This is a genomic window from Candidatus Delongbacteria bacterium (genome assembly GCA_041675285.1).
Classification (GTDB): domain Bacteria; phylum CAIWAD01; class CAIWAD01; order CAIWAD01; family CAIWAD01; genus CAIWAD01.
Map to the genome: position 1 here is coordinate 51,633 of JBAYTZ010000009.1, position 21,971 is coordinate 73,603.

Below are 21,971 nucleotides of genomic sequence, written 5' to 3' on the forward strand. Positions count from 1 at the left end.
GCACGGAGCCGCTGGCCACCCGTCCCGACCGGCGAAGTGGACGGAGCGCGCCCCACGGCGCCCGGAAGGCGACAGGGAGGGAACGCTGAGCGAGACGACGCCGTTCGTGCCGGGCATTCGGCTGGTGGCCATCGGCGACGAGCTGCTGGACGGCCACACCCAGGACACCAACAGCCGCGAGGTGGCCGCCGCCCTGGAAGAACTGGGCTTGCGACCGCTGGACGTCCACCTGATCCGCGACCACGAGGCGGCCATCCGGGCCGAGGTGGCGGCCCTGCTGGATCCCGCGGGCGGGCTGGAACTGGTGATCAGTTCGGGCGGGCTGGGCCCCACCCTGGACGACCGCACGCGCCAGGTCCTGGCCGCGGCCTTCGGCGCCGAATTGGTCTTTGACGAGACGCGCTGGCGCGAGCTGCAGGCCTGGTTCGCCGCTCGCGGCCGCGTGCCCGGGGAGCTGCAGCGCAGCCAGGCCCTCCACCCCGTCCCCGGCGGCGCGTTGCCCAACGAGGTGGGCACGGCCAACGGCCTGCTCTTCGAACGCGACGACCGGCTCTGGATCGCCCTGCCCGGGGTGCCCAGCGAGCTGCGCCACCTGCTGGCCTCCGGCGTGCTGCCCCTGCTGGCCCGGCGACTGGGCGCCCGGCCCCGGGGCCGCGTGCTGGCCTTCCGCAGCCGGCGCCTGCCCGAGGCGGATCTCTCCCAGCGGCTGGAGCCCCTGGCCGAGCTGGAGGCCCTGGGCGAGGTGGGCTTCTATCCCAGTCCGGACGGCGTGCTGTTGCGGCTGCGCCTGCCGGCCCTGGATCCGCCGGAGCTGGAAGCCCGTGCGGCGGCGGCCCGGCAGCTGGTGCGCGAGCGGCTGGGGGACTGCCTGCTGGCCGAGAGCGGCGCGCCGGTGGTGGAGCTGGTCTTCGCGGCCCTGTGCCGCAGGTCGGCCACGCTGGCCCTGGCCGAGTCCTGCACGGGGGGCTGGCTGGCCCGGGAACTGACGGATCTGCCGGGCAGCTCGGAGGTCTTTCCCGGCGGCGTGGTGGCCTATTCCAACGCCGTCAAGAGCGAGCTGCTGGGCGTGCCCCGGGAGCTGCTGGAGGAGCACGGGGCGGTCTCCGAGGCCTGCGCCGGGGCCCTGGCGCTGGGGGTCCGCCAGCGCCTGCGGGCGCAGTGGGGCCTGGCGCTGACCGGGATCGCCGGTCCTGCGGGCGGCACGCCGGACAAGCCCGTGGGCACGGTCTGGCTGGGGCTGGCCGGGCCGGAGTGTCTGCTCACGCGCCGGCTGGACCTGCGCGGCAACCGCGGCCAGATCCGCCAGCGGGCGGCGGGTCAGGCCTGGGCTTGGTTGCTTGAGATCCTGCAGGACACGAAGACCCAGACGGGACACGCAGCTCACGAAGCTCACGAAGGGCAGGAAGAGCGGGAAGAGCGGGAAGGACCAACAAAGGATAGAGCCCGGCAGTGAATCCGTTCATGGGCTCTTCGTGCTCGTCCCGAGTCTTCGTGTCCTACGAATCCAAGCCGGAGCGGCGCGCCATGACCGGTCTTTCCTCTTTGGATTTCTTCGCGTCTTCCCTTGGGCCCTGCGTGTCGGTTCGGAGGCAAGCGAGATGACCCGCCGGTTGTTCATCGCGCTGGCGCTGCCGGAGGAGATCCGCGCCGAGCTGGGCCGCACGCGCGACCAGCTTGCCAGCCGGCGGGATCGAATCAACTGGCTGCCCAGGGAGCAGCTCCACCTGACTCTGCGTTTTCTGGGGGACGTGGAGGAGGCGGAGATCCCTGCGCTGGACGCGCAATTGGAAGAGCTGGCCGCCCGCCACGCGCCGCTGGAGCTGAAGCTGGGCTTGCCCGGGATCTTTGGGCCGCCCGCCGCGCCGCGCGTGCTCTGGGTGGGGCTGGCCGGGTGGCTGGAGCCCCTGGAGCGCCTGGTGCGGGAGCTCGAGTCGCGCCTGCGCCGGCTGGGCCGGCCCCCGGCGGAGTCGGGCTTCAAGCCCCACCTGACCCTGGGGCGTGTGAAGCAGTGTCGGGCGGACCTGGCGGCGGCCCATCTGGCCTTTCCGCCCCTGCCCCTGGCCCTGCGCCTGGGCCACCTGCAGTTGATCGAGAGCCGGCTGCGGCCGGCTGGAGCCGAGCATCATGTCCTGACCCGGCATATCTTGAGTGGAAACGAACGCGAAGCATCGACAGCGGAATAAGAGGACTCATGGCAACCATGGACGAACGACAGAAAGCCGTCAAAGAGGCCATCGGGCTGATCGACAAGGAATTCGGCAAGGGCTCGGTGATGCGCCTGGGGGACAACGGCGCCATCATGGACGTCTCGGTGATTCCCAGCGGCAGCCTGATGCTGGACCGCGCCCTGGGTATCGGGGGCATTCCCCGCGGGCGCATCGTGGAGATTTTCGGCCCGGAGAGCTCGGGCAAGACCACCATGACCCTGCACTTCGTGGCCGAGGCCCAGAAGCTGGGCGGCCTCTGCGCCTTCATCGACGCCGAGCACGCCCTGGACCCGATCTACGCCCGCAAGCTGGGCGTGGACACGGACAACCTGCTGGTCTCCCAGCCCGATTACGGCGAGCAGGCGCTGGCCATCGCCGAGAAGCTGATCCGCTCCAACGCCATCGACATCGTGGTGGTGGACTCGGTGGCCGCATTGGTTCCCAAGGCGGAAATTGAGGGCGAGATGGGTGACTACCACGTGGGCACCCAGGCCCGGCTCATGAGCCAGGCCATGCGCAAGCTCACCACCGTGGTCTCCAAATCCAACTGCTGCCTGATCTTCATCAACCAGATCCGCATGAAGATCGGCGTCATGTTCGGCAATCCCGAAACCACCACGGGCGGCAACGCGCTCAAGTTCTACAGCAGCATCCGGCTGGACATCCGCCGGGTGGGCACGGTCAAGGTGGGCCAGGACGCAGTGGGCAACCGCACGCGCGTCAAGGTCGTCAAGAACAAGCTGGCCGCCCCCTTCCGCGAAGCCGAGTTCGACATCGGTTTCGGCGAGGGCATCTCCAAGACCGGCGAACTCATCGACCTGGGCCTGGAGCACGAGGTGATCTCCAAGAGCGGGACCTGGTTCAGCTACGGCGAGGAGCGCCTGGGCCAGGGCCGCGACAACGTCAAGACCCTGCTGACCGAGAAGCCCGAGCTCCTGAAGGAGATCGAGGCCAAGGTCCGCGCCAAGATGGGCCTGCCGCCGGCGGGCATCCCGCAAGTCTGAGGCGAGGCGGGGTCCCGCGCCGGTGCGGGCGGGACCCCGATCACACTGTGGTATTGGAACGCCCGCTGGGCAGGCCGCGCAACCGCGCGTCCGTCGTGATGGAGGGGAAGTGGGGAGCGCTCCGACCCGCTGCCAGCCATGAGCCTCCTGCTACAGGCCGCGTTCCTGCTGCCGGCCTGGGGGCTGGGTGGTCTGCCCACCGGGGTCTGGCTTGCCCGCTGGCGCGGCGCGCCGGATCCCACCCAAACGGGCTCGGGCTCCAGTGGCGCCACCAACGTGGGTCGGCTGCTGGGCTGGCGCTGGGGCCTGCTCACGCTGCTGGTGGACCTGGGCAAGGGGCTGGCCGCCGCCGGACTGGCGCGCGGGCTGTCGGACTCGTCCGGCCTGGCCGCGGCTTGCGGGCTGGCGGCCGTGCTGGGGCACTGCGCCTCGCCCTGGGCCCGCTTCAAGGGCGGCAAGGGCGTGGCTACCGGGGCCGGGGCGGCCCTGATCCTGGCGCCGTGGGCCGCGTTGCTGGCCTTGCTGGGCATGGTGCTCGTCCTGCTGGCCAGCCGGCGGATGGCGCCGGCCTCCCTCGGTGGCGGCCTGCTCTATCCGCTGCTGCAGGGCGTGACCGGCGAGGGCGGCGCAGCCCCGACCGGCTACGCGCTCGGGCTGGCCCTGTTGCTGCTCTTCACCCATCGCCAGAATCTGGACCGACTGCGCCGCGGCGTGGAACCGACCCTCTGGGGCGCGCCCGCCGGGGATCCGCGCTGGCGTTCGCGACACGAGGAGCCCGAGCGCTGAAAGGAGATTCGTGAACCGCCAGCCAGCACGAAGCCGCGCAACCGCCGCTGCCTCCCCGCGCGTGGCCGTGGCCGGGATGGGCTCCTGGGGCACGGCCCTGGCCCTGCTCCTGCACCAGCGCGGCTGCCGCGTGCGGGCCTGGGAGTACGACCCGGGCGTGGTGGAACGCTACGCCAGGGGCGAACGCGAAGCCGTCTTCCTGCCGGGCATCTTCCTGCCGCCCGCCATTCACGTCCGGCAGGAGCTGGACTGGCTGCTGGAGGACGCCGACTGGCTGGTGCTGGCCGTGCCCAGCCACACCCAGCGCGCGCTGCTGGGCCGGCTGGCGCCCCTGCTGCCGCCCGGCCTGCCGCTGGTGAACGTGGCCAAAGGCATCGAGCAGCGCAGCCTGCTGCGCCTCTCCCAGGTGGTGGCGGAAGTCCTGCCCGGCCACGATCCGGCGGCCTACGTCTGTCTGTCGGGACCCAGCCACGCCGAGGAGGTCAGCCGCGACGTGCCCACCGCCGTGGTGGCCGCCGGCGGCTCGGCCGGCCTGCTGGAGGAAGTCCAGCGGCTGTTTTCCAGTTCCACCTTTCGCGTCTACCGCAACGGCGACCTGACGGGCGTGGAGCTGGGGGGCGCCTTGAAGAACGTCATCGCCCTGGCGGCGGGCATGTGCGACGGGCTGGGCTTCGGCGACAACACCAAGGCCGCCCTGATGACCCGCGGGATGGTGGAGATGGCCCGGCTGGGCACGGCCCTGGGCGGCCGGCCGGAGACCTTCAGTGGACTGGCGGGGATCGGCGATCTGATCGTCACCTGCGCCAGCCGCCACAGCCGCAACCGTGCCGTGGGCGAGCAGATCGGCCGGGGTCGCAGCCTGGAACAGGTCCTGGCCGGAATGGAGATGGTGGCCGAGGGCGTGCGCACCACCGAGGGCGCCCACGAGCTGGCCGGTCGCCTGGGTGTGGCCATGCCTATCACGGCCGCCGTGCACGCCATCCTCTTTGAAGGGCGCGATCCCCGCGAGGAGGTGGGCCGTCTGATGACCCGCGATCTCAAAGCCGAGGAGGCCTGATGCCGCCCCTGATGCAATCGGAACAGCTGCTCTTCCAGGGGGACGTGCAGGGCGTGGGCTTCCGCTACGCCTTCAGCCGCCTGGCCCGGGAACAGGAGCTGGCAGGCTGGGTGCGCAACCTGCCCGACGGCTCGGTGGAAGCCGTGCTGCAGGGCGGGCGCGACAAGATCGCCGTGCTGATGCGCAAGGTCATGCTGCTCAGCGGCCGCGTGCGCATCACCCAGGTGGAGCAGCGCAAGGTCGAGTTGCCGCCCATCACGGGCTTCTCTGTCCGCTGAATCACACTCACCACGAAGGGCGGGAAGGGCGGAGAAGAGCACGAAGCCGCAGAGAGATGCAAGGACTGGGACGGGCCGGGCTGGGGGTGCCAAGGGCTTTCCCAGCCACCCTGTGTCCTGCTGGATCGAGCGGGATAGCAGCGAAAAATCTTCGTGAGCTTCGCTGTCCTTCGTGAGCTTCGTGGCGGAGCTTGTGGAATACAACGACGAGGACCACATGGATCTGGCGAACATCATCCGCACCGTGCCGGATTTCCCCAAGCCGGGCATCGGCTTCAAGGACATCACGCCCATCCTGCAACAGCCGGCGGCCTTTGAGTGGTGCCTGCGCCGCCTGCTGGAGCTCTGCCCGCCCGCCGGTTTCGACGTGGTGCTGGGCATCGAGGCCCGGGGTTTCCTGTTCGGCGCCCCGCTGGCCTTGCGGGCCGGCAAACCCTTCGTCCCCGCGCGCAAGCCCGGCAAACTGCCCTGGAGGACCGTCAGCCGCAGCTACGAGCTGGAGTACGGGACGGACTCGCTCCAGGTCCACGCCGACGCCTGCGCGCCCGGCCAGCGCGTGCTGCTGGTGGACGACCTGCTGGCCACCGGCGGGACCCTGCTGGCCGCCGCCGGGCTGGTGCGCGACCTGGGTGGCCAGCCCGTCGCCGCCGCCTGCGTGCTCAACCTGAGCTTCCTGCCCGGCCGCGCCCGGCTGGAGGCGGCCGGCGTGCCCGTGCACGCCCTGCTGGACGTGGATTCGGAAGAGTGCTGATGGATCCCGCCCGGCCCCCCGCCAGCCAGGCCGAGCTGGTGGCCCTGACCCGCGACCTGCAGCGCCACGCCCGGCTCTACTACGACGAGGCCGCCCCCGAGCTCCCCGACGCCGAGTACGACCGCCGGCTGCAGCTCCTGGCCGCGGCCGAAGCCGAGCATCCGGACTGGGCCCTGCCTGATTCCCCCACCCGCCGGGTGGGCCAGCGGGAGACGGCGCGTACCGGCCGCCCCGAGGTCCGCCACGAACCCCGCCTCTACAGCCTGGCCAACGCCTACAGCGACGAGGAACTGGCCGATTTCGCGCGCCGCGTGGCCGAGGCCTTGGCGGCCGCGCCGCCCCAGCCCGACCTCTTTGCCCTTCCCAAACAACTGCCGGAACTGGTCTGGTCCTGCGAACTGAAGCTGGACGGGGCCAGCATCTCGCTGATCTACGAACAGGGCGAGCTGGTGCTGGCAGCCACGCGCGGAGACGGCGAGTCGGGCGAGGAAATCACGGCCCAGGCCCGACAGCTGAGCAACCTGCCCGCAACGCTGGCGCTGGACGCGCCGCCCGCCCGGCTGGTGGCGCGCGGCGAGGTGGTGCTGGAACACGCCGATTTCCAGGCCCTCAACGCCCGCCGCGCCGAGGCCGGCGAACGCCTGTTCGCCAACCCGCGCAACGCCGCCGCCGGCAGCCTGAAACTGCTGGATGCCGCCGAACTGCGGGCCCGCGGCCTCAAGGTCTTCCTCTACGATCTGGCCGTGCTGGAAGGAGCCGCAGCCCCCGCCACCCAGAGCGCCCAGCTGGACTGGCTGCGCCACGCCGGCCTGCCGGTCTTTCCGCACGCCGCGCGCTGCGCGGGACTGGCGGAGGTGCTGGCCTACTGCGCGCGCTGGGAGACGGAGCGCGCCGGGCTGCCGCTGGACACCGACGGCGTGGTGGTCAAGCTGGACGAGATTGCCCCGCGGGCCGGGCTGGGCTGGACGGCCAAGGCGCCGCGCTGGGCCGTGGCCCGCAAGTTTCCGGCCCAGGCCGTCCAAACCGTGCTGCGCGCCGTCACCTGGCAGGTGGGGCGCACGGGCGTGGTCACGCCGGTGGCCGAGCTGGAACCCGTCGCCGTGGCCGGTTCGGTCATCGCCCGGGCCACCCTGCACAACGAGGATGAGATCCAGCGCCGGGGCATCCGGCCCGGGATGCGGGTCTGGGTGGAAAAGGGCGGCGACGTGATCCCCAAGGTCACGGGCCCGGCGGAGGATCCGGCGGGCTTCCCTGCAGTGCAGGCGCCGGCGGACTGTCCGGAGTGCGGCCATGGGCTGCGGCGGGAGGAGGGGGAGTCGGCCCTGCGCTGCCTGAACCCGGGATGCCCGGCCGTGCGCCAGGCCGCGCTGGAGCATTTCGTCTCTCGGCCGGCCCTGGACTTGGAGGGGCTGGGGGATCGCCTTGTGGCCGAGTTGATCCGCCTGGGCCACCTGCGCGACGTCTCGGACCTCTTCCATCTGCGCCCGGAGCAACTGCTGGAATGTGAGCGGATGGGCGAGAAAAGTGTGTCGAACGTCATGCAATCCATTGAGATGGGGAAAACGCGCCCCCCCAGTCGCCTGCTCTTCGCCCTGGGCATCCGCGGAGTGGGAGCCAAGGCGGCGCGCACGCTGTTGCGGCACGCCGGCAGCCTGCGGGCCCTGGCCGCGCGTCCCGCGGAGGAACTGCAGAACCTGGACGGGGTGGGTCCCGTGCTGGCGGCCAGCGTCACGCGCTGGTTCGCCCTCCCGGACAACCAGGAGTTGTTGAAACGACTGGAGTTGGGCGGCCTGGACCTGACGCGCGAGGAGCCCGACCGCGGTCCCGTGGCGGCCGGCGGCCCCTTCTGGGGACGAACCGTGGTGCTCACCGGCACCCTGGCCGGCCTGGAGCGCCGGGCGGCCCAGGCGCTGCTCGAAGCCCGCGGGGCCAAGGTCAGCTCCAGCGTCTCGGCCCGGACGCACTACGTGGTGGCCGGAGCGGAAGCCGGATCCAAGCTGGAGAAGGCCCGCGCCCTGGGCGTGCCCGTGCTGGACGAAGCCCAATTCCAGGCGCTGCTGCAGGCGGGGGACGCGGATTCCGCCGCGGACGCGAATCCGGAGCGGTTGAATCCAGATCCGCTTAGCCCGTTTGAACAGGAGTCATTGTAGCCCAATTGGGAATACCGGCGCAATGGATCAGATCGTGAAAACCAGAATGAACGTTGTTTTCACATCAGGACGACGGTAAAAGCCCGGTAGGGAAGCGAAAAGGCGGCGAAGAAGCGCGCCCGAGCCCGCCCGAAAAGCGTCCGCAGGGCTTTTTCTCCAGCGCTTGAATCATAAATTCGACAGCTGGACAGGACAGACAAGGGAGTTCAACGCAGATGGCCTCAACGGCTGATTTCCGCACCGGCTTGACCGTGATGATCGACGGCGAGATTTTCCGCATCGTCGAGTTCCAGCACGTCAAGCCGGGCAAGGGCGGCGCCTTCGTGCGCACCAAGATCAAGAACGTGCGCACGGGCCGGGTGCTGGAACCCACCTTCCGCTCGGGAGAGAAAATCGAGATCGTCCGGTTGGAGAGCCGCAAACTCCAGTACCTCTACCAGGACCCCAACGGCTACGTCTTCATGGACAACGAGACCTTCGATCAGCTGCACCTGCCCACCGTCCTGGTGGAGGAGGTCATCGACCTGATGAAGGAGAACACCGAGGTGGACGTGCTCTTCCACGGCGAGGAGGCCCTGGGCATCGAGCTGCCGGTCACGGTGGATCTGCGCATCGTGGAGACGGAGCCCAACGACAAGGGCGACACGGCCCAGGGCGGCAAGAAGCCCGCCAAGCTGGAGACCGGCGCCACGGTCAACGTGCCCTTCTTCGTCAGCGAGGGAGAAGTGATCCGCGTGGACACGCGCAAGCGCGAATACGTCGAGCGAGTGAAGGGATAAGCATGGATTTCAATGAGATCCGCAAGCTGGTGAAACTCGTGGAGGCCTCGGCCATCTCCTCGCTGGAAGTGGAAGAGGGCGAGCTGAGCATCCGCATCGAGAAGCACACCCTGGCGCCCGCGCCCCTGCAGCCCGCGGGTCTGCCCGGCGGCTACGCGCCCGCGCCGGCCCCCGTCTACCAGATGGCTCCGGCGGCCGCCCCGCCCGCGCCGGCGACGGCCTCCCACCTGCTGGAGGTCAAGGCGCCCATGGTGGGCACCTTCTATCGCTCGCCCGGCCCGGACAAGGAGCCCTTCGTCAAGGTGGGCGACATGATCGCCCCCGGCAAGACCCTCTGCATCCTGGAAGCCATGAAGATCATGAACGAGATCGAGGCGGAGCTGAGCGGCCGGGTGGTGGAGATCCTGGTGGAGAACGGCCAACCCGTCCAGTTCGACCAGGTCCTGTTCCGCATCGAACCCTGAGACGAGGCGCCCGTGTTCAAACGCATGCTCATCGCCAACCGGGGCGAGATCGCGCTGCGGATCATCCGCGCCTGCCGGGAACTGAACATCGAGAGCGTGGCCGTCTACTCCACGGCGGACGCCGACAGCCTGCACGTCCGCTTCGCGGACGACGCCATCTGCATCGGTCCCCCGGCGTCCAGCGAGAGCTACCTCAACACCCGGGCCATCCTGACGGCGGCCCAAATCACCCAGTGCGACGCGCTCCATCCGGGCTACGGCTTCCTCTCGGAGAATGCCGCCTTCGCCGACATGTGCCGCGATCATGACCTGGCCTTCGTGGGCCCGCGCGGCGACGTGATCCGGCGGATGGGCGACAAGGCCGAGGCCAAGCGCACCATGCGCGAAGCCGGCGTGCCCTGCATCCCGGGCAGCCCGGGCCTGCTGGAGAGCGTGGAGGAGGCCCGCCAGTTCGCCGCCGAGGTGGGCTATCCGGTCATCCTCAAGGCCACGGCGGGGGGCGGCGGGCGCGGCATGCGCGTGGCCCGCGGTCCCGAAGAGTTGGAGAACGCCTTCAGCACGGCCCGCGCCGAGGCCGAGGCCGGTTTCGGCAACCCGGGCCTCTACCTGGAGAAATTCCTCGAGCACCCGCGCCACGTGGAGCTGCAGATCCTGGGCGACAAGAAGGGCAACGTGATCCACCTGTTGGAGCGCGACTGCTCGGTCCAGCGCCGCCACCAGAAGCTGGTGGAGGAGTGCCCCAGCCCGGCGGTCAGCCCCGAGCTGCGCGAGCGGATGGGGCGCGCGGCGGTGAACGCGGCCAAGGCCGTGGGCTACGACAGCGCGGGCACGATGGAGTTCCTGGTGGAAGGCGGCGAGTTCTATTTCATGGAGATGAACACGCGCATCCAGGTGGAGCATCCCGTCACCGAGATGGTGACGGGCGTGGACCTGATCCGCCAGATGATCCGGGCGGCCCACGGCGATGCCATTGAATTCACCCAGGACGACATCCGGCTCAATGGCCACGCCATCGAGTGCCGGATCAACGCCGAGGACCCGGCCAAGGGCTTCCGGCCCTTCGCCGGCCTGATCGGCGCGCTCAACGTGCCAGGTGGGATCGGCGTGCGCGTGGACAGCCACATCTACCAGGGCTATCAGATTCCGCCCAACTACGACAGCCTGCTGGGCAAGCTGATCGTCCACGCTCCCACCCGGGAGAAGGCCCTGGACCGCATGCGCCGCGCCCTCAGCGAGTACGTGATCGAAGGGGTGAAGACCACCATCCCCTTCCACCTGCAGCTGATGTCCGATCCGGTCTTCCGCTCGGGCGAATTCGACATCAAATTTTTGGAACACTGGACTTTTCAAGGCTAAGTCTCACCGGGACCCGCGGGGTCCGGTGGAACCCACATACATGGAGAGACACATGAACATTCCGGGCAACCTGCTGTACACGGAAGAGCACGAGTGGGTGCTGGTGGAGGACGGAACCGTCCTGATCGGCATCACGGACCACGCCCAGGGCGAACTGGGGGACATCGTGGACGTGCAGTTGTTCGAGGTCGGGGCCGAGTTCCAGAAGGGACAGAGCATCGGCACCATCGACGCCGTCAAGGCCACGGCGGACATCTACGCGCCGGTCTCGGGCGTGATCCAGGAGTTCAACGAAGATCTCCCGGACGGACCGGACACCCTGAACCAGGACCCCTACGGCCGCGGCTGGATCTACAGGATCCGCCTGACCGACCTAAGCGAGCTGGACGAGCTGCTCAGCCCCGAGGACTACGAAGAGCACATCGACATGTAGTCCCGCGGCCCGGCGAGGGCCCCGGCCTTCGCCTGCCAGTCCGCTGCCTGCCAGACCCCAAGACGGCGGACCATCCGGTCCGCCGTTTGTTTTTGAGTTCGCCCGGCCCGCCGCCGGGAAACCGGAGGATCCATGCCCTACATTCCGCATACAGAGGCCGACCGCCGCGACATGCTGGCGGCCATCGGTGTGGCGCGCTTCGAGGACCTGCTCGAGAGCGTGCCGGAGTCCCTGCGCCAGACCCGCCCGCTGGAGCTGGCCGAACCGCTCTCCGAGGCCGCGCTGACCCGCCACGTGGGCGAGCTGGCGGCCCGCAATCAGCCCTGGCCGCCCCAGGACTGCTATCTGGGCGGCGGTTCCTACGTGGGCCACCTGCCCGAGACCGTGCGCAGCCTGGCCATGCGCTCCGAGTTCATCACGGCCTACACGCCCTATCAAGCAGAAGTAAGCCAGGGCACGCTCCAGACCATCTTCGAATTCCAGACCATGGTCAGCGAGCTGGCCGGCCTGGAGCTGGCCAACGCCTCGCTCTACGACGGCGCCACCGCGCTGGTGGAGGGCGTGCGCATGGCCCTGTCCGTCAAGCAGGACAAGGAGCCCGCCCGGCGCCGCGTGCTGGTGGCGGCCCAGCTGAACCCGCGCTGGCTGGACGTGCTGCGCACCTACCTGCATCCCCTGGCGGGCGAGGTGGAGCTGGAACTGCTGGGCGTCGGCGCCAGCCGGCTCAGCCCGGAGAGCCTGGTCGCCCGGCTGGGTGCGGACGTGGCCGCCGTGGTGGTGCAGAGCCCCAACGCGCTGGGCCTGATCGAGGACGTGGCCCCGCTGGCCGCCGCCGCCCACGAGGCCGGCGCCCTGCTGGTGCAGGGCTTCGATCCGCTGGCCGTGGCCCTGTTCGAGTGCCCGGGCGAGGTCGGCGCGGACATCGCCGTGGCCGAGGGCCAGTCCATCTCCCAGCCCCTGCAGTTCGGCGGCCCCTACATCGGGCTGTTCGCGGCCCGCGGCGACCTGGTCAAATACATGCCCGGCCGGCTGATCGGCGAGACCCTGGACGCCGTGGGCGCCCGGGGCTACGTGCTGACCTTTCAGACCCGCGAGCAGCACATCCGCCGGGAAAAGGCCACCAGCAACATCTGCACGAACCAGGCCCTGGTGGCCACCTTCGCCACCATCCACCTGGCCCTGCTGGGGCCGGTGGGCCTGCGCGAGAAGGCCCAGTCCCTCTACACCCGCTGTGCCTGGCTGGCCGAGCGCGCGGCCGCGCTGCCCGGCGTGAGCCTGATGGGCGCGGGCGAGCGCTTCCGCGAGTTCGCCCTGCATGTGCCGCGGCGCGACGCCGTGCTGGCCCGCATGCGCGCGGCCGGGCTGGCTGCAGGCCTGCCCCTGCCCGCGGAGCTGGGCGCCGAACTGCTGCTGGTGGCCGTGAACGAACTGCAGGAGCAGGCCGACCTCCAGCGCTGGCTGGACGGGCTGGCCGCCGCCCTGCGCGAGGAGGGAACCCATGCCTGAGTTGATCTTCGAGAAATCCCGTCCCGGCGCCGGCAGCTTCACGGCGGCCACGGGCGGCGTGAATTTCGGCGGCCTGGAGCCGCGCCTGCCCCAGCGGGGCCTGCGCACGCGACCCCTGGGTCTGCCCGAGGTGGTGGAAGGCGAAGTGGTGCGCCACTACCTGGGCCTTTCCACGTTGAACCACCACGTGGACAAGGACTTCTACCCGCTGGGTTCCTGCACCATGAAGTACAACCCCAAGGTCAACGACGGACTGGCCCTTTTGCCCGGCTTCACGGGCCTGCATCCCGCGCAGCCCGCCGCCGAGGCCCAGGGGGCGTTGACCCTGCTCTGGGAGCTGGGCGAGGCCCTCAAGACCATCAGCGGCATGGACGCCGTGACCCTGCAGCCCGTGGCCGGCGCCCACGGCGAGCTGACCGCCCTGTTCATGATCCGCGCCTACCACGAAAAGCTGGGCCGGCCGCGCCGCAAGGTGATCATCCCCGACGCCGCCCACGGCACCAACCCTGCTTCCATCGCCATGTCGGGCTACGAGGTGGTCCAGGTGAAGAGCGCGGCCGACGGCTGCATGGATCTGGAGGCCCTGAAGGCCCTGCTGGACGAGGACGTGGCCGCCTTCATGATCACCAACCCCAACACGGTGGGGATCTTCGAGCGCCACATCGTGGAGATCAACGAGCTGGTGCACGCCGTGGGCGCCCTGAGCTACATGGACGGCGCCAACTTGAACGCCCTGCTGGGCATCGTCAAGCCCGGCGAGCTGGGCTTCGACATCATGCACATCAACCTGCACAAGACCTTCAGCGTGCCCCACGGCGGCGGCGGCCCGGGAGCCGGCCCCCTGGTGGTCAAGCAGCGGCTGGCGCCCTTCCTGCCCGGACCGCTGCCCGTGCGCGCCGGCGAGCAGGTGGTCTGGGGCGAGCCCGGCCCGGATTCCATCGGCCCCGTCCACGCCTACTTCGGCAACTTCGGCGCGCTGGTGCGGGCCTACGCCTACATCCGCCGGTTGGGCGCCCGCGGCCTGCGCCGCGTCTCCGAGTACGCGATCCTCAACGCCAACTACGTGCGCGTCGGCCTGCAGGACCTCTACAAGGTCGGCTTCGAGGGCATCCCCTTGCACGAGGTGGTGTTCAGCGCCATCAACCAGAAGCGGCTGGGCTACAAGGCCAGCCACATCGCCAAGCGCCTGCTGGACTTCGGCCTGCACGCGCCCACCACCTACTTCCCGCTCATCGTGCCCGAGGCCCTGATGGTCGAACCCACCGAGACGGAGAGCCGGGCCACGCTGGACCGCTTCATCGCGGCCATGCGCCAGATCCACCGCGAGTGCGAGGAAAAGAACCCGCTGCTGGAGAGTGCGCCGAACACCACGCCCGTCCGCAAGCTGGACGACGTGCGGGCCGTCAAGCAGCCGCGCCTGCGCTGGCGAAAGGAACAGGATTGAGACCTCCCACCGCCCTGCTGGCCGCCCTGGGGCTGACCCGCTTCGTCGCCCTGGACCTGGAGACCACGGGGCTCGAGGAGGATTGCGAGATCATCGAGATCGGCCTGGCCTGCTATGAAGCGGGCCAGGTCGCGTCCCGGATCTCCACGCTGGTGAAACCCTCCGGGCCCGTGCCGCCCCGCATCCTGCACCTGACCGGCATCGATCCGCGCAAGCTCAAGAAGGCCCAGCCGCTGGAGGCCGTCCTGGACGAGGTCCTGGCGGCCATTGGCGATTCACCCATCGTGGCCCATAATCTGGCCTTTGACCAGGGCGTGCTGCAGCGCTGCGCGGCCCGGGCCGGCCGAGCCTGGCGTCCGCTGGCGGCGGGGCTGGACACGGTGCCCCTGGCGCGCTGCCTGCTGCCGCTCAATCCCAGCCACCGGCTGGCCGAGGTGGCCGCCACCCTGGCCGTGCCGCTGGAGAACGCCCACCGCGCGCTGGACGACGCCGAGGCCGCCGGGGAAATCCTGCTCAGCCTGCTGCAGTTGGGAACGGGGCTGGAGCTGCCGCTGCTGCGACGTCTGGCCCTGCTGGCCGGCGGCACGGGCGATCCGCAGGAAGGGATCTTCCAGGGCCTGCTGGACTGGGTCAAGCGCGAGGGTCCGGGCCCGGCCTGGCGCCAAGCCCAGCCGCCCTGCCGGGTCAACGTCTACGAATGCGAAGGCGCGGGCGGGGCGGGGGAGTCCGCCTTTGACGCCACCCAGTGGTTTGGGGCCGACGGGCGCCTGCAGGCCGCCGTGGAGGGCTTTCGGCGCCGGCCCCAACAGGAGGAGCTGGCCCGCGAGGTGGGTCTGTTGCTGGACGCGGCTCCCGCGGAAGGGAAGACGGCCTGCTGGGTGGCCGAGGCCGCCACGGGCACGGGCAAATCCTTCGCCTACCTCCTGCCCGCCATGCTCACCGGCGCGGCGCGCCGGGACGCCGGCGGCGGCCCCGTGCTGGTCAGTACGCACACGCGCAACCTGCAGGACCAGCTTTTCGACAAAGACATCCCGCGGCTGGGCCGCCTGTTGCGCCGGCCCTTCCGCGCCACGGTGCTCAAGGGCCGGGGCAACTACCTCTGCCAGCGTCGGCTGGAGCGCTTGCTGGACGAGGCCCGCGAGCGGCTGTCGCCCGCCGACCGCCTGGCCCTGCTGCCCGTTGTGAGCTGGGCGGCCCTGACGCGCTCGGGCGACATCGAGGAGTGCACGGGTTTCCGGGCCCACCAGCTGCCGCGCCTCTGGAGCCAGGTGCGCAGCGAGGGCTCGGCCTGCGCCAACCCGGGCTGCCGCGGCTCGGCCGCCCAACCCGAGGCCCCGGCCGTCTGCTGGGGCGCCCGCGCCCGCCTGCAGGCCCAGGCTTCGCACCTGGTGGTGGTCAATCACAGCCTGCTCTTGGCCGACCTGGGCGTGGACCACGGCGTGCTGGGCAGCTTCGACACCTTGATCGTCGACGAAGCCCACCAGTTCGGCCGCAGCGCCGATCAGCACCTGCGGCGCAGTTTCTCCTTCGCCCTGACCGAGGGGCGTCTGCGGGCCCTGCATGATCCCCAGGGCCAGGGGCGCGGCCTGCTCAAACAGTTGCGCGCCGCCTGGAGCGCGCGGGACGCCGCCCTCCAGCAGGTGGAGCCCGGCCTGCGCGGGCTGGAGTCCGTGGCCGAGGCCGTGGACGCCGCGCTGGAACCCGTGTTGCGGGCCCGCGCCGCCCTGGCCGCCGTGCAGAAGGAGCGCCACGGTGCGGCCCTGCAGCGTTCGCGCTACACGCAGAAGGAGCGCCTGAAGGGCGAGAATTCCCCCCTGCGCCTGTTGGCCGAGCCCTGTCGCCAGGTGGAGGAGGGGCTGGCCGGACTGGCCGGCGCCCTGCGCAGCTGCCTGGGGCTGCTGGAGTCGGCCCGCGAGGAAAACCTGCTGGCCCTGGTGGCCGAGCTGCGCGGCGAGCAGGAGAACCTGTTGGAGGCCGCGGCCCTGCTGGCTCTGCTGCTCGAGGAGGACGACGAAGGCGGCGAGGCCGTCACTTGGAGCGAGCTGCATCCGGTGAGCCTGGAGACCACATTCATCCGCCTGCCCGTGGAGGCCGGTCCGCGCCTGCACGAAACGCTCTGGAGTGGCCTGCGGCGCGTGCTCTTCACCAGCGCCACGCTGACGGTGGACAGTTCCTTCGACTGGCTGCTGCGCCGGCTGGGCCTGGACCGGCTGCCCGAGCCCGCCCGCACCCTGGTCTTCGACAGCCCTTTCGACCTGGCGCGCCAGGCCCGCTGCTACGTGCCCACCTGGCTGCCCGAGGCTTCGGGCTACTCCACCGATGCGTTCGCACTTGAACTGGCGAAACTGCTGGCCCTGACCTGCGAGCAGTTCGGGCGCGGCACGCTCGTGCTGTTCACCAGCTACACGCTGCTCAGCCGCTGCCAGACAGCTCTCCAGGCGGCCCTGGACACGGAGCGCTTCCCGCTGCTCGTGCAGGGCCTGGACGGCTCGCGCCACGAACTGCTGGACCGCTTCCGCCAACTGGGCCACGCCGTGCTGCTGGGGGTGGATTCCTTCTGGGAGGGCGTGGACGTGCCCGGCGAAGCCCTGCAGATCCTGGTGATGACCAAGCTGCCCTTCGACGTGCCGGGCGAGCCGCTGCTGGACGCGCGCAGCGAGCGCATCCAGCGCACGGGCGGCAACGCCTTCCGCGACCTGAGCGTGCCCGAGGCGGTGATCCGCTTCCGCCAGGGTTTCGGCCGGCTGATCCGCCACGAGACGGACAAGGGTGCCTTCCTGCTGCTGGACGCCCGGGTGGTGCGCCAGGAATACGGCAAGGTCTTCCTGGACAGCCTGCCGCTGCCCGCGCGGCCCATGTTGCGGCCGGAGGACTTGCAGCGCGAGCTGCGCAACTTCTTTGCCTAGGACTTTTGCTTGGACACGAAGCACGGGAAGAGATCGAAGAGCACGAAGGGGAGAACAGGTGGGAGTCATGCGCAGGGCGCTCGAGTTGCCACCCGCGTTCCAAAGCCAATTCAGGCTTCGTGTTCTTCCGAGCTTCGTGGACTTCGTGTCCATTTTAAATAGAACAACCGAGGAGTCGAGATGAAGATCGATCGCGTGGACCACATCGGGATCGCGGTGCCCAGCCTGGACGCCGCCCAGCCCTTCTGGGAGGATAGTCTGGGCCTGGTCTTCCACGGCCGCGAATACGTGGCCGACCAGCAGGTGACCGTGGCCATGGGCGCCGCGGGGGAGACGCACATCGAACTGCTGGAGCCCGCCGACCCGGCCAGTCCCATCGCGCGCTTCCTGGAGAAGAACCGCCCGGGCATCCACCACATCGCCCTGCACGTGGACAATCTGGAGGAGGCGCTGGCCCGCCTCACGGCCCAGGGCGCCACTTTGATTGATCAAGTGCCGCGGCTGGGCGCCGGCGGCAAACGCATCGCCTTTGTCCATCCGAAAAGCACGTCGGGCGTGCTGCTCGAACTCTGCGAAGGCTGAGCTGGCACGCTGTACCTCCTTCCCTCGCAGTGCGCGCGGGAAGGAAGGCGGATTTGCCTCGCACATGCCAAAGGATGCCCCGCTCAAGCTGTGGGATGACAAACAGGACGTGTGAGGTGAAGCCCGCAGGGCTGAACCAGAAAATGGGTGAAGCGCAAAGCGCGAACCAATCACCAGCGGATCAGGAAGAGCTTGCTTCGGCCGTCTGTCTGACGGCGGCCGTGAGGCCGCCTAGTTACGGCCGCTGAAAAAGCGCCTCTTTGGCTCCACCTTTCTGGCGCCAGCAGAAAGGTGGAAGACATGGGTCCCAGCCATGCCGGGATCGAGCGGTGCCAGGCCGGTGCCAGGTCAGTGCCAGGCCGGTGCCAGGTCAGTGCCAGGCCGGTGCCAGGCCGGTGCCAGAGCACTGTCCATTTCTGGCGACAGCAGAAGGGTGGAAATCAAGGCGCCCGGCAAGTACCAGGGACGAGCCATGGGATCCCAGCTTTCGCTGGGATGACAGTCACGATGCCGTGGGATCCCCCGGTCAAGCCGGGGGATGACGAACGGACACATGCTCCACGTCCATGGAATCTCTGTGCCTCCGTGTCTCTGTGGTTAGAACGCTCAGGCGCTACCTTGGCCTCGTCCAAGCAGCAACCGGAGCCTGATGTACCGCTTCGATCCAGCCGAGTATCCCACCGGTCCCGGCGTCTACCTCTTTCGGGATGCCGCCGGCGCCGTGCTCTATGTGGGCAAGGCGCTGAACCTGCGCCAGCGCCTGCGCAGCTACGCGGCCGGCGGCGACGGGCGCGCCCAGATCCCCTCCATGCTCAAGCGGGCCGGCGCGCTGGAGGTGATCGTCACCTATAGCGAAGTCGAAGCCCTGGTGCTCGAGAACAACCTGATCAAGGAGCACCGCCCGCGCTACAACCTCTACCTGCGCGACGACAAGAGCTATCCCTTCGTGCGTATCACCAGCGAACTCTTCCCGCGCGTGCTGCTCACGCGCCAGGTGGTGCGCGACGGCAGCCGCTACTTCGGTCCCTTCACCGAAGTGCGCACCCTGCGCGGTTTCCTCAAGGGCCTGCGCGAGCGCCTGCGCATCCGCCAGTGCGACCTGGCCATCACGGAGGAGAGCATGGCGGCCGGCCGGCACAAGGTCTGCCTGGATTTCCACCTGGGCGTCTGCCTGGGGCCCTGCGAGGGGCGGCAGGCGGCGACCGCCTACGTCCACTCGGTGGAGGCGGCGCGCCAGATCCTGCGCGGGCGCGGACGCGAGCAGCGCCGGGAGGAGGAGGCGGCCATGCACGCGGCGGCGGCGCGCCAGGACTACGAGGAGGCCGCCCGGCACCGGGACGCCCTGCAGGCGCTGGAGCAGCTGATCCAGGGCCAGAAGGTCGAGGTCCAGGAGGCCGCCGACGCCGACGTGCTGGGCCTGGCCCGGGACGATCACGAGGCCGCCGTGGCCCTGCTGCGGCTGCGCGATGGCCGCGTGCTGGGCCGCTTCCACACGACCCTGGGCGGCACGCTGGAGAGCGGCGCGGGGGAGATCCTGCGCGTGTTCGTGGCCCAGTACTACGCCCAGTGCGAGGAGTTGCCGCGCGAGATCTGGCTGCCCGCCGAGCCAGCGGAGGCCGGGCTGCTGACGGCCTGGCTGGGGGAGCGGGCCCGCGAGCTGCAGGCCCTGGGTGGGGACGGGCGCGTGCCCGAGCTGCTGGTGCCCCAGCGCGGCGACAAGGCTGCCCTGCTGCGGATGGCCACGCACAACGCGGCCCAGGTGTTGGAAGAGCGCCTGCTGCGGCGCCTGAAGCGCGACCGCGTGCCCGAGTCCCTGCGCGCCCTGCAGCGCGACCTGGGGCTGGCCGGGCTGCCGCGCCGCATCGAGGGTTTCGACATCAGCCACTTCGGCGGCGAGGCCACGGTGGCCAGTTTGGTGGTCTTCCAGGACGGCCGGCCGCTGAAAAAGGATTACCGCCACTTCCACGTGAAAAGCGTCGCGGGCATCGACGACTTCGCCTCGATGGAGGAGGTGGTGGAACGACGCTACCGGCGCCTGCTGGAGGAGGGCCGGCCCCTGCCCGAGCTGATTCTCATCGACGGCGGCAAGGGCCAACTGGGGCGCGCCCACGCCGTGCTGCGCCGGTTGGGCGTGCCCGATCAGCCGGTCTGCGGGCTGGCCAAGCGCTTCGAGGAAGTCTACCTGCCCGGCGAGAGCCTGCCGCGCAACATCCCCAAGGACTCGGCCGCCAACCGCCTGCTGCAGCAGGTGCGCGACGAGGCCCACCGCTTCGCCCTGCGCTTCAACCAGCACCTGCGGCAGACCCGGGCCCTGCCCGATCCCTTGGCCGGCGTGCCCGGCATCGGCCCGGAACTCAGCCGGCGACTGCTCTTACGCTTTGGCGGATTGCGCCAGCTGGTGCGCGCCGGGGAGGACGAACTCTGCGCCGTGCCCGGCGTGGGGCCGGTCCTGGCCCGCCGCCTGTTGGACCACCTGCGCGGCCTTTCCCCGGCCGACGGCGGGGAGGTGACTTGAACAAGTTGTTCACTTTCCGACAGGCGTGAGCAGCTTTGGGCACCGTCGGAAATCGATCCCCCTGTCAAGCAAGAAGATGGGCTCTGGCCTGTCGATTGCAGGTTGAAGCCTGATTGCTATTCAGTTCCTAAGCCCTAACAGGAACGCCCAAACCTAGTCAGATTCAGAAGAAGGAGATTCGCATGAAGCGTCTCATGGCATTGGCCAGCGTCCTGCTGGTGGCGGGCTCGGCCTCCGCCGCGGTCATCAACTGGCAGCTGAACATGAACGTTCAGATCGGCCTGGGCAACTTCGTCCCCGGCGTGGACAACGTGGTCGTGCGCGGCTACTTCAACGGCTGGAGCGGGACGAACCCCACCCTGACCGATCCGGACAACGACGGCATCTACACAGGTTCTTATGACCAGGGTTCCTTCGCCGGCCCCTACGAGTACAAGTACGTGATCCAGCACAGCGTGACCGGCGACGAGTGGGAGTGGGTGGGCAACCGTCCCTACACCTACACCGAGCCCACCATCGACCTGCCGCTGGAGTATTTCAACAACATCACCAGCCTGCCCGGCACCTGCGACGTGGAAATCACCTTCCAGGTCGACATGGGCGTGCAGATCGCCACGGGCGCCTTTGATCCGGGCGCGGGCGACCTCGTCGTCATGCGCGGGCCCTTCAACGGCTGGAGCGGCATCACGCATCAGCTGACCAATGTCGGCGGCACGCTCTACGCCTTGACGGTGCCCTTCGCCGGCCAGGCGGAGACCAGCCCCATCGAGCACAAGTTTGTCATCGTCTCCGGTGGCGACAATTGGGAGAGCAGCGCCAACCGGTTGGCCTACGGCGACTGCGACTGGGTGGACAGCGACGCCAACGGCTTCAAGGAAGGCACCCTGGCCCCCGTGTTCTTCAGCGACACCAACTGGGACGCCATCATTGACCACGACATCCTGGTGGTCATGGACATCGACGCCTCCCGCGTGTCCTGCTGGTTCGCCAACGGCGGCGCGCCGACCTATGACGGCACGGCCAGCTACGCCGGCGTGAACTTCATCTCCCTGCACGGCTTCTTCAACGGTTGGCCGGCCTGGGACGGCAACATCTCCCCGCTCTATCGCACGGTCAACAACGGCAGCTGCCACTGGACCGGCTCCCTGTTCTTCCCGATGGGCTCGGCCAAGAACCAGATCTACAAGCTCGGCCTGAATGGCTTCGACAACGAGGCCGGCTTCGGTCAGGACCACGCCATGGACATCTCCCTGGACGGCGGCACGGGCGTGACCTACGTCAACGTCGAGTTCGGTTCCAACGGCACCCAGTGGGATTGCTTCACGGGTTGCGTCGAGACGGTGGGCGCCACGGATCAGCCCTCCGCCTTCGCCCTCTCCCAGAACGTCCCGAACCCCTTCAACCCCGTGACCACCATCGCCTTCACGATGGACGCCACGGCCCCGGCGACCTTGTCCGTCTACGACCTGACGGGCGCCAAGGTGGCCACGCTGGTCAACGGCTTGGTGAATGCCGGCCGCAATGAGATCAGCTTCGACGCCTCCCAGCTGGCCAGCGGCGTGTACGTCTACACGCTGCAGAGCGAAGGCCGCCTGGAAAGCCGCAAGATGGTCCTGGTGAAGTAACACCGGCCCCACTTCGTTCGCAGATTCAGCATCCCCCGTCTCCCCAAGAGGCGGGGGATGCTCCTTATTCGCCATTCCCAGCTCCGCCAGCCGCGGGGGCCCGATTCCCAGCCTTGCACATGCGTGCC

At 69.6% G+C, this 21,971-nt stretch carries 18 protein-coding genes; all 18 read left to right on the forward strand.

Annotated features, from left to right (window positions below):
• The first annotated feature begins 106 nt into the window (after positions 1-106).
• The 18 genes from WC326_10250 (at position 107) to WC326_10335 (ending at position 21,843) form a co-directional block, all read left to right on the forward strand.
• Entirely contained in the window at positions 107-1,453 is a 1,347-nt protein-coding gene (locus tag WC326_10250; protein ID MFA7331440.1) for a CinA family nicotinamide mononucleotide deamidase-related protein, read from the forward strand.
• A gap of 145 nt (positions 1,454-1,598) precedes the next feature.
• A complete protein-coding gene (gene thpR, locus WC326_10255; protein MFA7331441.1) occupies positions 1,599-2,183 on the forward strand; it encodes an RNA 2',3'-cyclic phosphodiesterase in 585 nt (194 codons plus the stop codon).
• Between the two features lie 17 nt (positions 2,184-2,200).
• Complete coding sequence (gene recA / locus WC326_10260; GenBank protein ID MFA7331442.1) at positions 2,201-3,211, forward strand: recombinase RecA; 1,011 nt, start codon at positions 2,201-2,203, stop codon at positions 3,209-3,211.
• Between the two features lie 138 nt (positions 3,212-3,349).
• Complete coding sequence (locus WC326_10265; GenBank protein MFA7331443.1) at positions 3,350-3,997, forward strand: glycerol-3-phosphate acyltransferase; 648 nt, start codon at positions 3,350-3,352, stop codon at positions 3,995-3,997.
• A 10-nt stretch (positions 3,998-4,007) separates the two neighbouring features.
• On the forward strand, positions 4,008-5,054 hold the full coding sequence (locus WC326_10270; protein ID MFA7331444.1) for an NAD(P)H-dependent glycerol-3-phosphate dehydrogenase: 1,047 nt from the start codon (positions 4,008-4,010) through the stop codon (positions 5,052-5,054).
• On the forward strand, positions 5,054-5,332 hold the full coding sequence (locus WC326_10275) for an acylphosphatase (GenBank protein MFA7331445.1): 279 nt from the start codon (positions 5,054-5,056) through the stop codon (positions 5,330-5,332). The genes WC326_10270 and WC326_10275 overlap by 1 nt, the downstream gene beginning before the upstream one ends.
• Before the next feature lie 181 nt (positions 5,333-5,513).
• Positions 5,514-6,083 (forward strand): adenine phosphoribosyltransferase, encoded by a 570-nt coding sequence (locus WC326_10280; protein ID MFA7331446.1) that lies wholly within the window; start codon positions 5,514-5,516, stop codon positions 6,081-6,083.
• Positions 6,083-8,233 (forward strand): NAD-dependent DNA ligase LigA, encoded by a 2,151-nt coding sequence (gene ligA / locus WC326_10285; GenBank protein MFA7331447.1) that lies wholly within the window; start codon positions 6,083-6,085, stop codon positions 8,231-8,233. The genes WC326_10280 and ligA overlap by 1 nt, the downstream gene beginning before the upstream one ends.
• Positions 8,234-8,448: 215 nt before the next feature.
• Complete coding sequence (gene efp / locus WC326_10290) at positions 8,449-9,012, forward strand: elongation factor P (GenBank protein ID MFA7331448.1); 564 nt, start codon at positions 8,449-8,451, stop codon at positions 9,010-9,012.
• Positions 9,013-9,014: 2 nt separating this feature from the next.
• Positions 9,015-9,476, forward strand: coding sequence for an acetyl-CoA carboxylase biotin carboxyl carrier protein (accB, locus tag WC326_10295; GenBank protein MFA7331449.1), 462 nt, complete (start codon positions 9,015-9,017; stop codon positions 9,474-9,476).
• Between the two features lie 12 nt (positions 9,477-9,488).
• A complete protein-coding gene (gene accC / locus WC326_10300) occupies positions 9,489-10,832 on the forward strand; it encodes an acetyl-CoA carboxylase biotin carboxylase subunit (GenBank protein ID MFA7331450.1) in 1,344 nt (447 codons plus the stop codon).
• 52 nt (positions 10,833-10,884) lie between these two features.
• Positions 10,885-11,265, forward strand: a complete 381-nt coding sequence (gene gcvH / locus WC326_10305; protein ID MFA7331451.1) for a glycine cleavage system protein GcvH — start codon at positions 10,885-10,887, stop codon at positions 11,263-11,265.
• A 132-nt stretch (positions 11,266-11,397) separates the two neighbouring features.
• Positions 11,398-12,771, forward strand: coding sequence for an aminomethyl-transferring glycine dehydrogenase subunit GcvPA (gene gcvPA / locus WC326_10310; protein ID MFA7331452.1), 1,374 nt, complete (start codon positions 11,398-11,400; stop codon positions 12,769-12,771).
• Positions 12,764-14,215 carry an aminomethyl-transferring glycine dehydrogenase subunit GcvPB gene (gcvPB, locus tag WC326_10315; GenBank protein ID MFA7331453.1) on the forward strand — a complete coding sequence of 484 codons (1,452 nt, stop codon included), beginning with the start codon at positions 12,764-12,766 and terminating at the stop codon, positions 14,213-14,215. Before gcvPA ends, gcvPB begins: the two co-directional genes overlap by 8 nt.
• A complete protein-coding gene (locus WC326_10320) occupies positions 14,212-17,121 on the forward strand; it encodes a helicase C-terminal domain-containing protein (GenBank protein MFA7331454.1) in 2,910 nt (969 codons plus the stop codon). The genes gcvPB and WC326_10320 overlap by 4 nt, the downstream gene beginning before the upstream one ends.
• Positions 17,122-17,301: 180 nt before the next feature.
• Positions 17,302-17,703 carry a methylmalonyl-CoA epimerase gene (gene mce / locus WC326_10325; GenBank protein ID MFA7331455.1) on the forward strand — a complete coding sequence of 134 codons (402 nt, stop codon included), beginning with the start codon at positions 17,302-17,304 and terminating at the stop codon, positions 17,701-17,703.
• A gap of 649 nt (positions 17,704-18,352) precedes the next feature.
• Entirely contained in the window at positions 18,353-20,218 is a 1,866-nt protein-coding gene (gene uvrC, locus WC326_10330; GenBank protein ID MFA7331456.1) for an excinuclease ABC subunit UvrC, read from the forward strand.
• A 182-nt stretch (positions 20,219-20,400) separates the two neighbouring features.
• Entirely contained in the window at positions 20,401-21,843 is a 1,443-nt protein-coding gene (locus WC326_10335) for a T9SS type A sorting domain-containing protein (protein ID MFA7331457.1), read from the forward strand.
• The last annotated feature ends 128 nt before the right edge of the window (positions 21,844-21,971 follow it).

What these genes read in the sequence shown, in the direction of transcription:
- thpR (MFA7331441.1), top strand. Translation starts at nt 1,599, where the DNA reads ATGACCCGCCGGTTGTTCATCGCGCTGGCGCTGCCGGAGGAGATCCGC.
- recA (MFA7331442.1), top strand. Translation starts at nt 2,201, where the DNA reads ATGGACGAACGACAGAAAGCCGTCAAAGAGGCCATCGGGCTGATCGAC.
- WC326_10265 (MFA7331443.1), top strand. Translation starts at nt 3,350, where the DNA reads ATGAGCCTCCTGCTACAGGCCGCGTTCCTGCTGCCGGCCTGGGGGCTG.
- WC326_10275 (MFA7331445.1), top strand. Translation starts at nt 5,054, where the DNA reads ATGCCGCCCCTGATGCAATCGGAACAGCTGCTCTTCCAGGGGGACGTG.
- ligA (MFA7331447.1), top strand. Translation starts at nt 6,083, where the DNA reads ATGGATCCCGCCCGGCCCCCCGCCAGCCAGGCCGAGCTGGTGGCCCTG.
- efp (MFA7331448.1), top strand. Translation starts at nt 8,449, where the DNA reads ATGGCCTCAACGGCTGATTTCCGCACCGGCTTGACCGTGATGATCGAC.
- accB (MFA7331449.1), top strand. Translation starts at nt 9,015, where the DNA reads ATGGATTTCAATGAGATCCGCAAGCTGGTGAAACTCGTGGAGGCCTCG.
- gcvH (MFA7331451.1), top strand. Translation starts at nt 10,885, where the DNA reads ATGAACATTCCGGGCAACCTGCTGTACACGGAAGAGCACGAGTGGGTG.
- gcvPA (MFA7331452.1), top strand. Translation starts at nt 11,398, where the DNA reads ATGCCCTACATTCCGCATACAGAGGCCGACCGCCGCGACATGCTGGCG.
- gcvPB (MFA7331453.1), top strand. Translation starts at nt 12,764, where the DNA reads ATGCCTGAGTTGATCTTCGAGAAATCCCGTCCCGGCGCCGGCAGCTTC.
- mce (MFA7331455.1), top strand. Translation starts at nt 17,302, where the DNA reads ATGAAGATCGATCGCGTGGACCACATCGGGATCGCGGTGCCCAGCCTG.
- uvrC (MFA7331456.1), top strand. Translation starts at nt 18,353, where the DNA reads ATGTACCGCTTCGATCCAGCCGAGTATCCCACCGGTCCCGGCGTCTAC.
- WC326_10335 (MFA7331457.1), top strand. Translation starts at nt 20,401, where the DNA reads ATGAAGCGTCTCATGGCATTGGCCAGCGTCCTGCTGGTGGCGGGCTCG.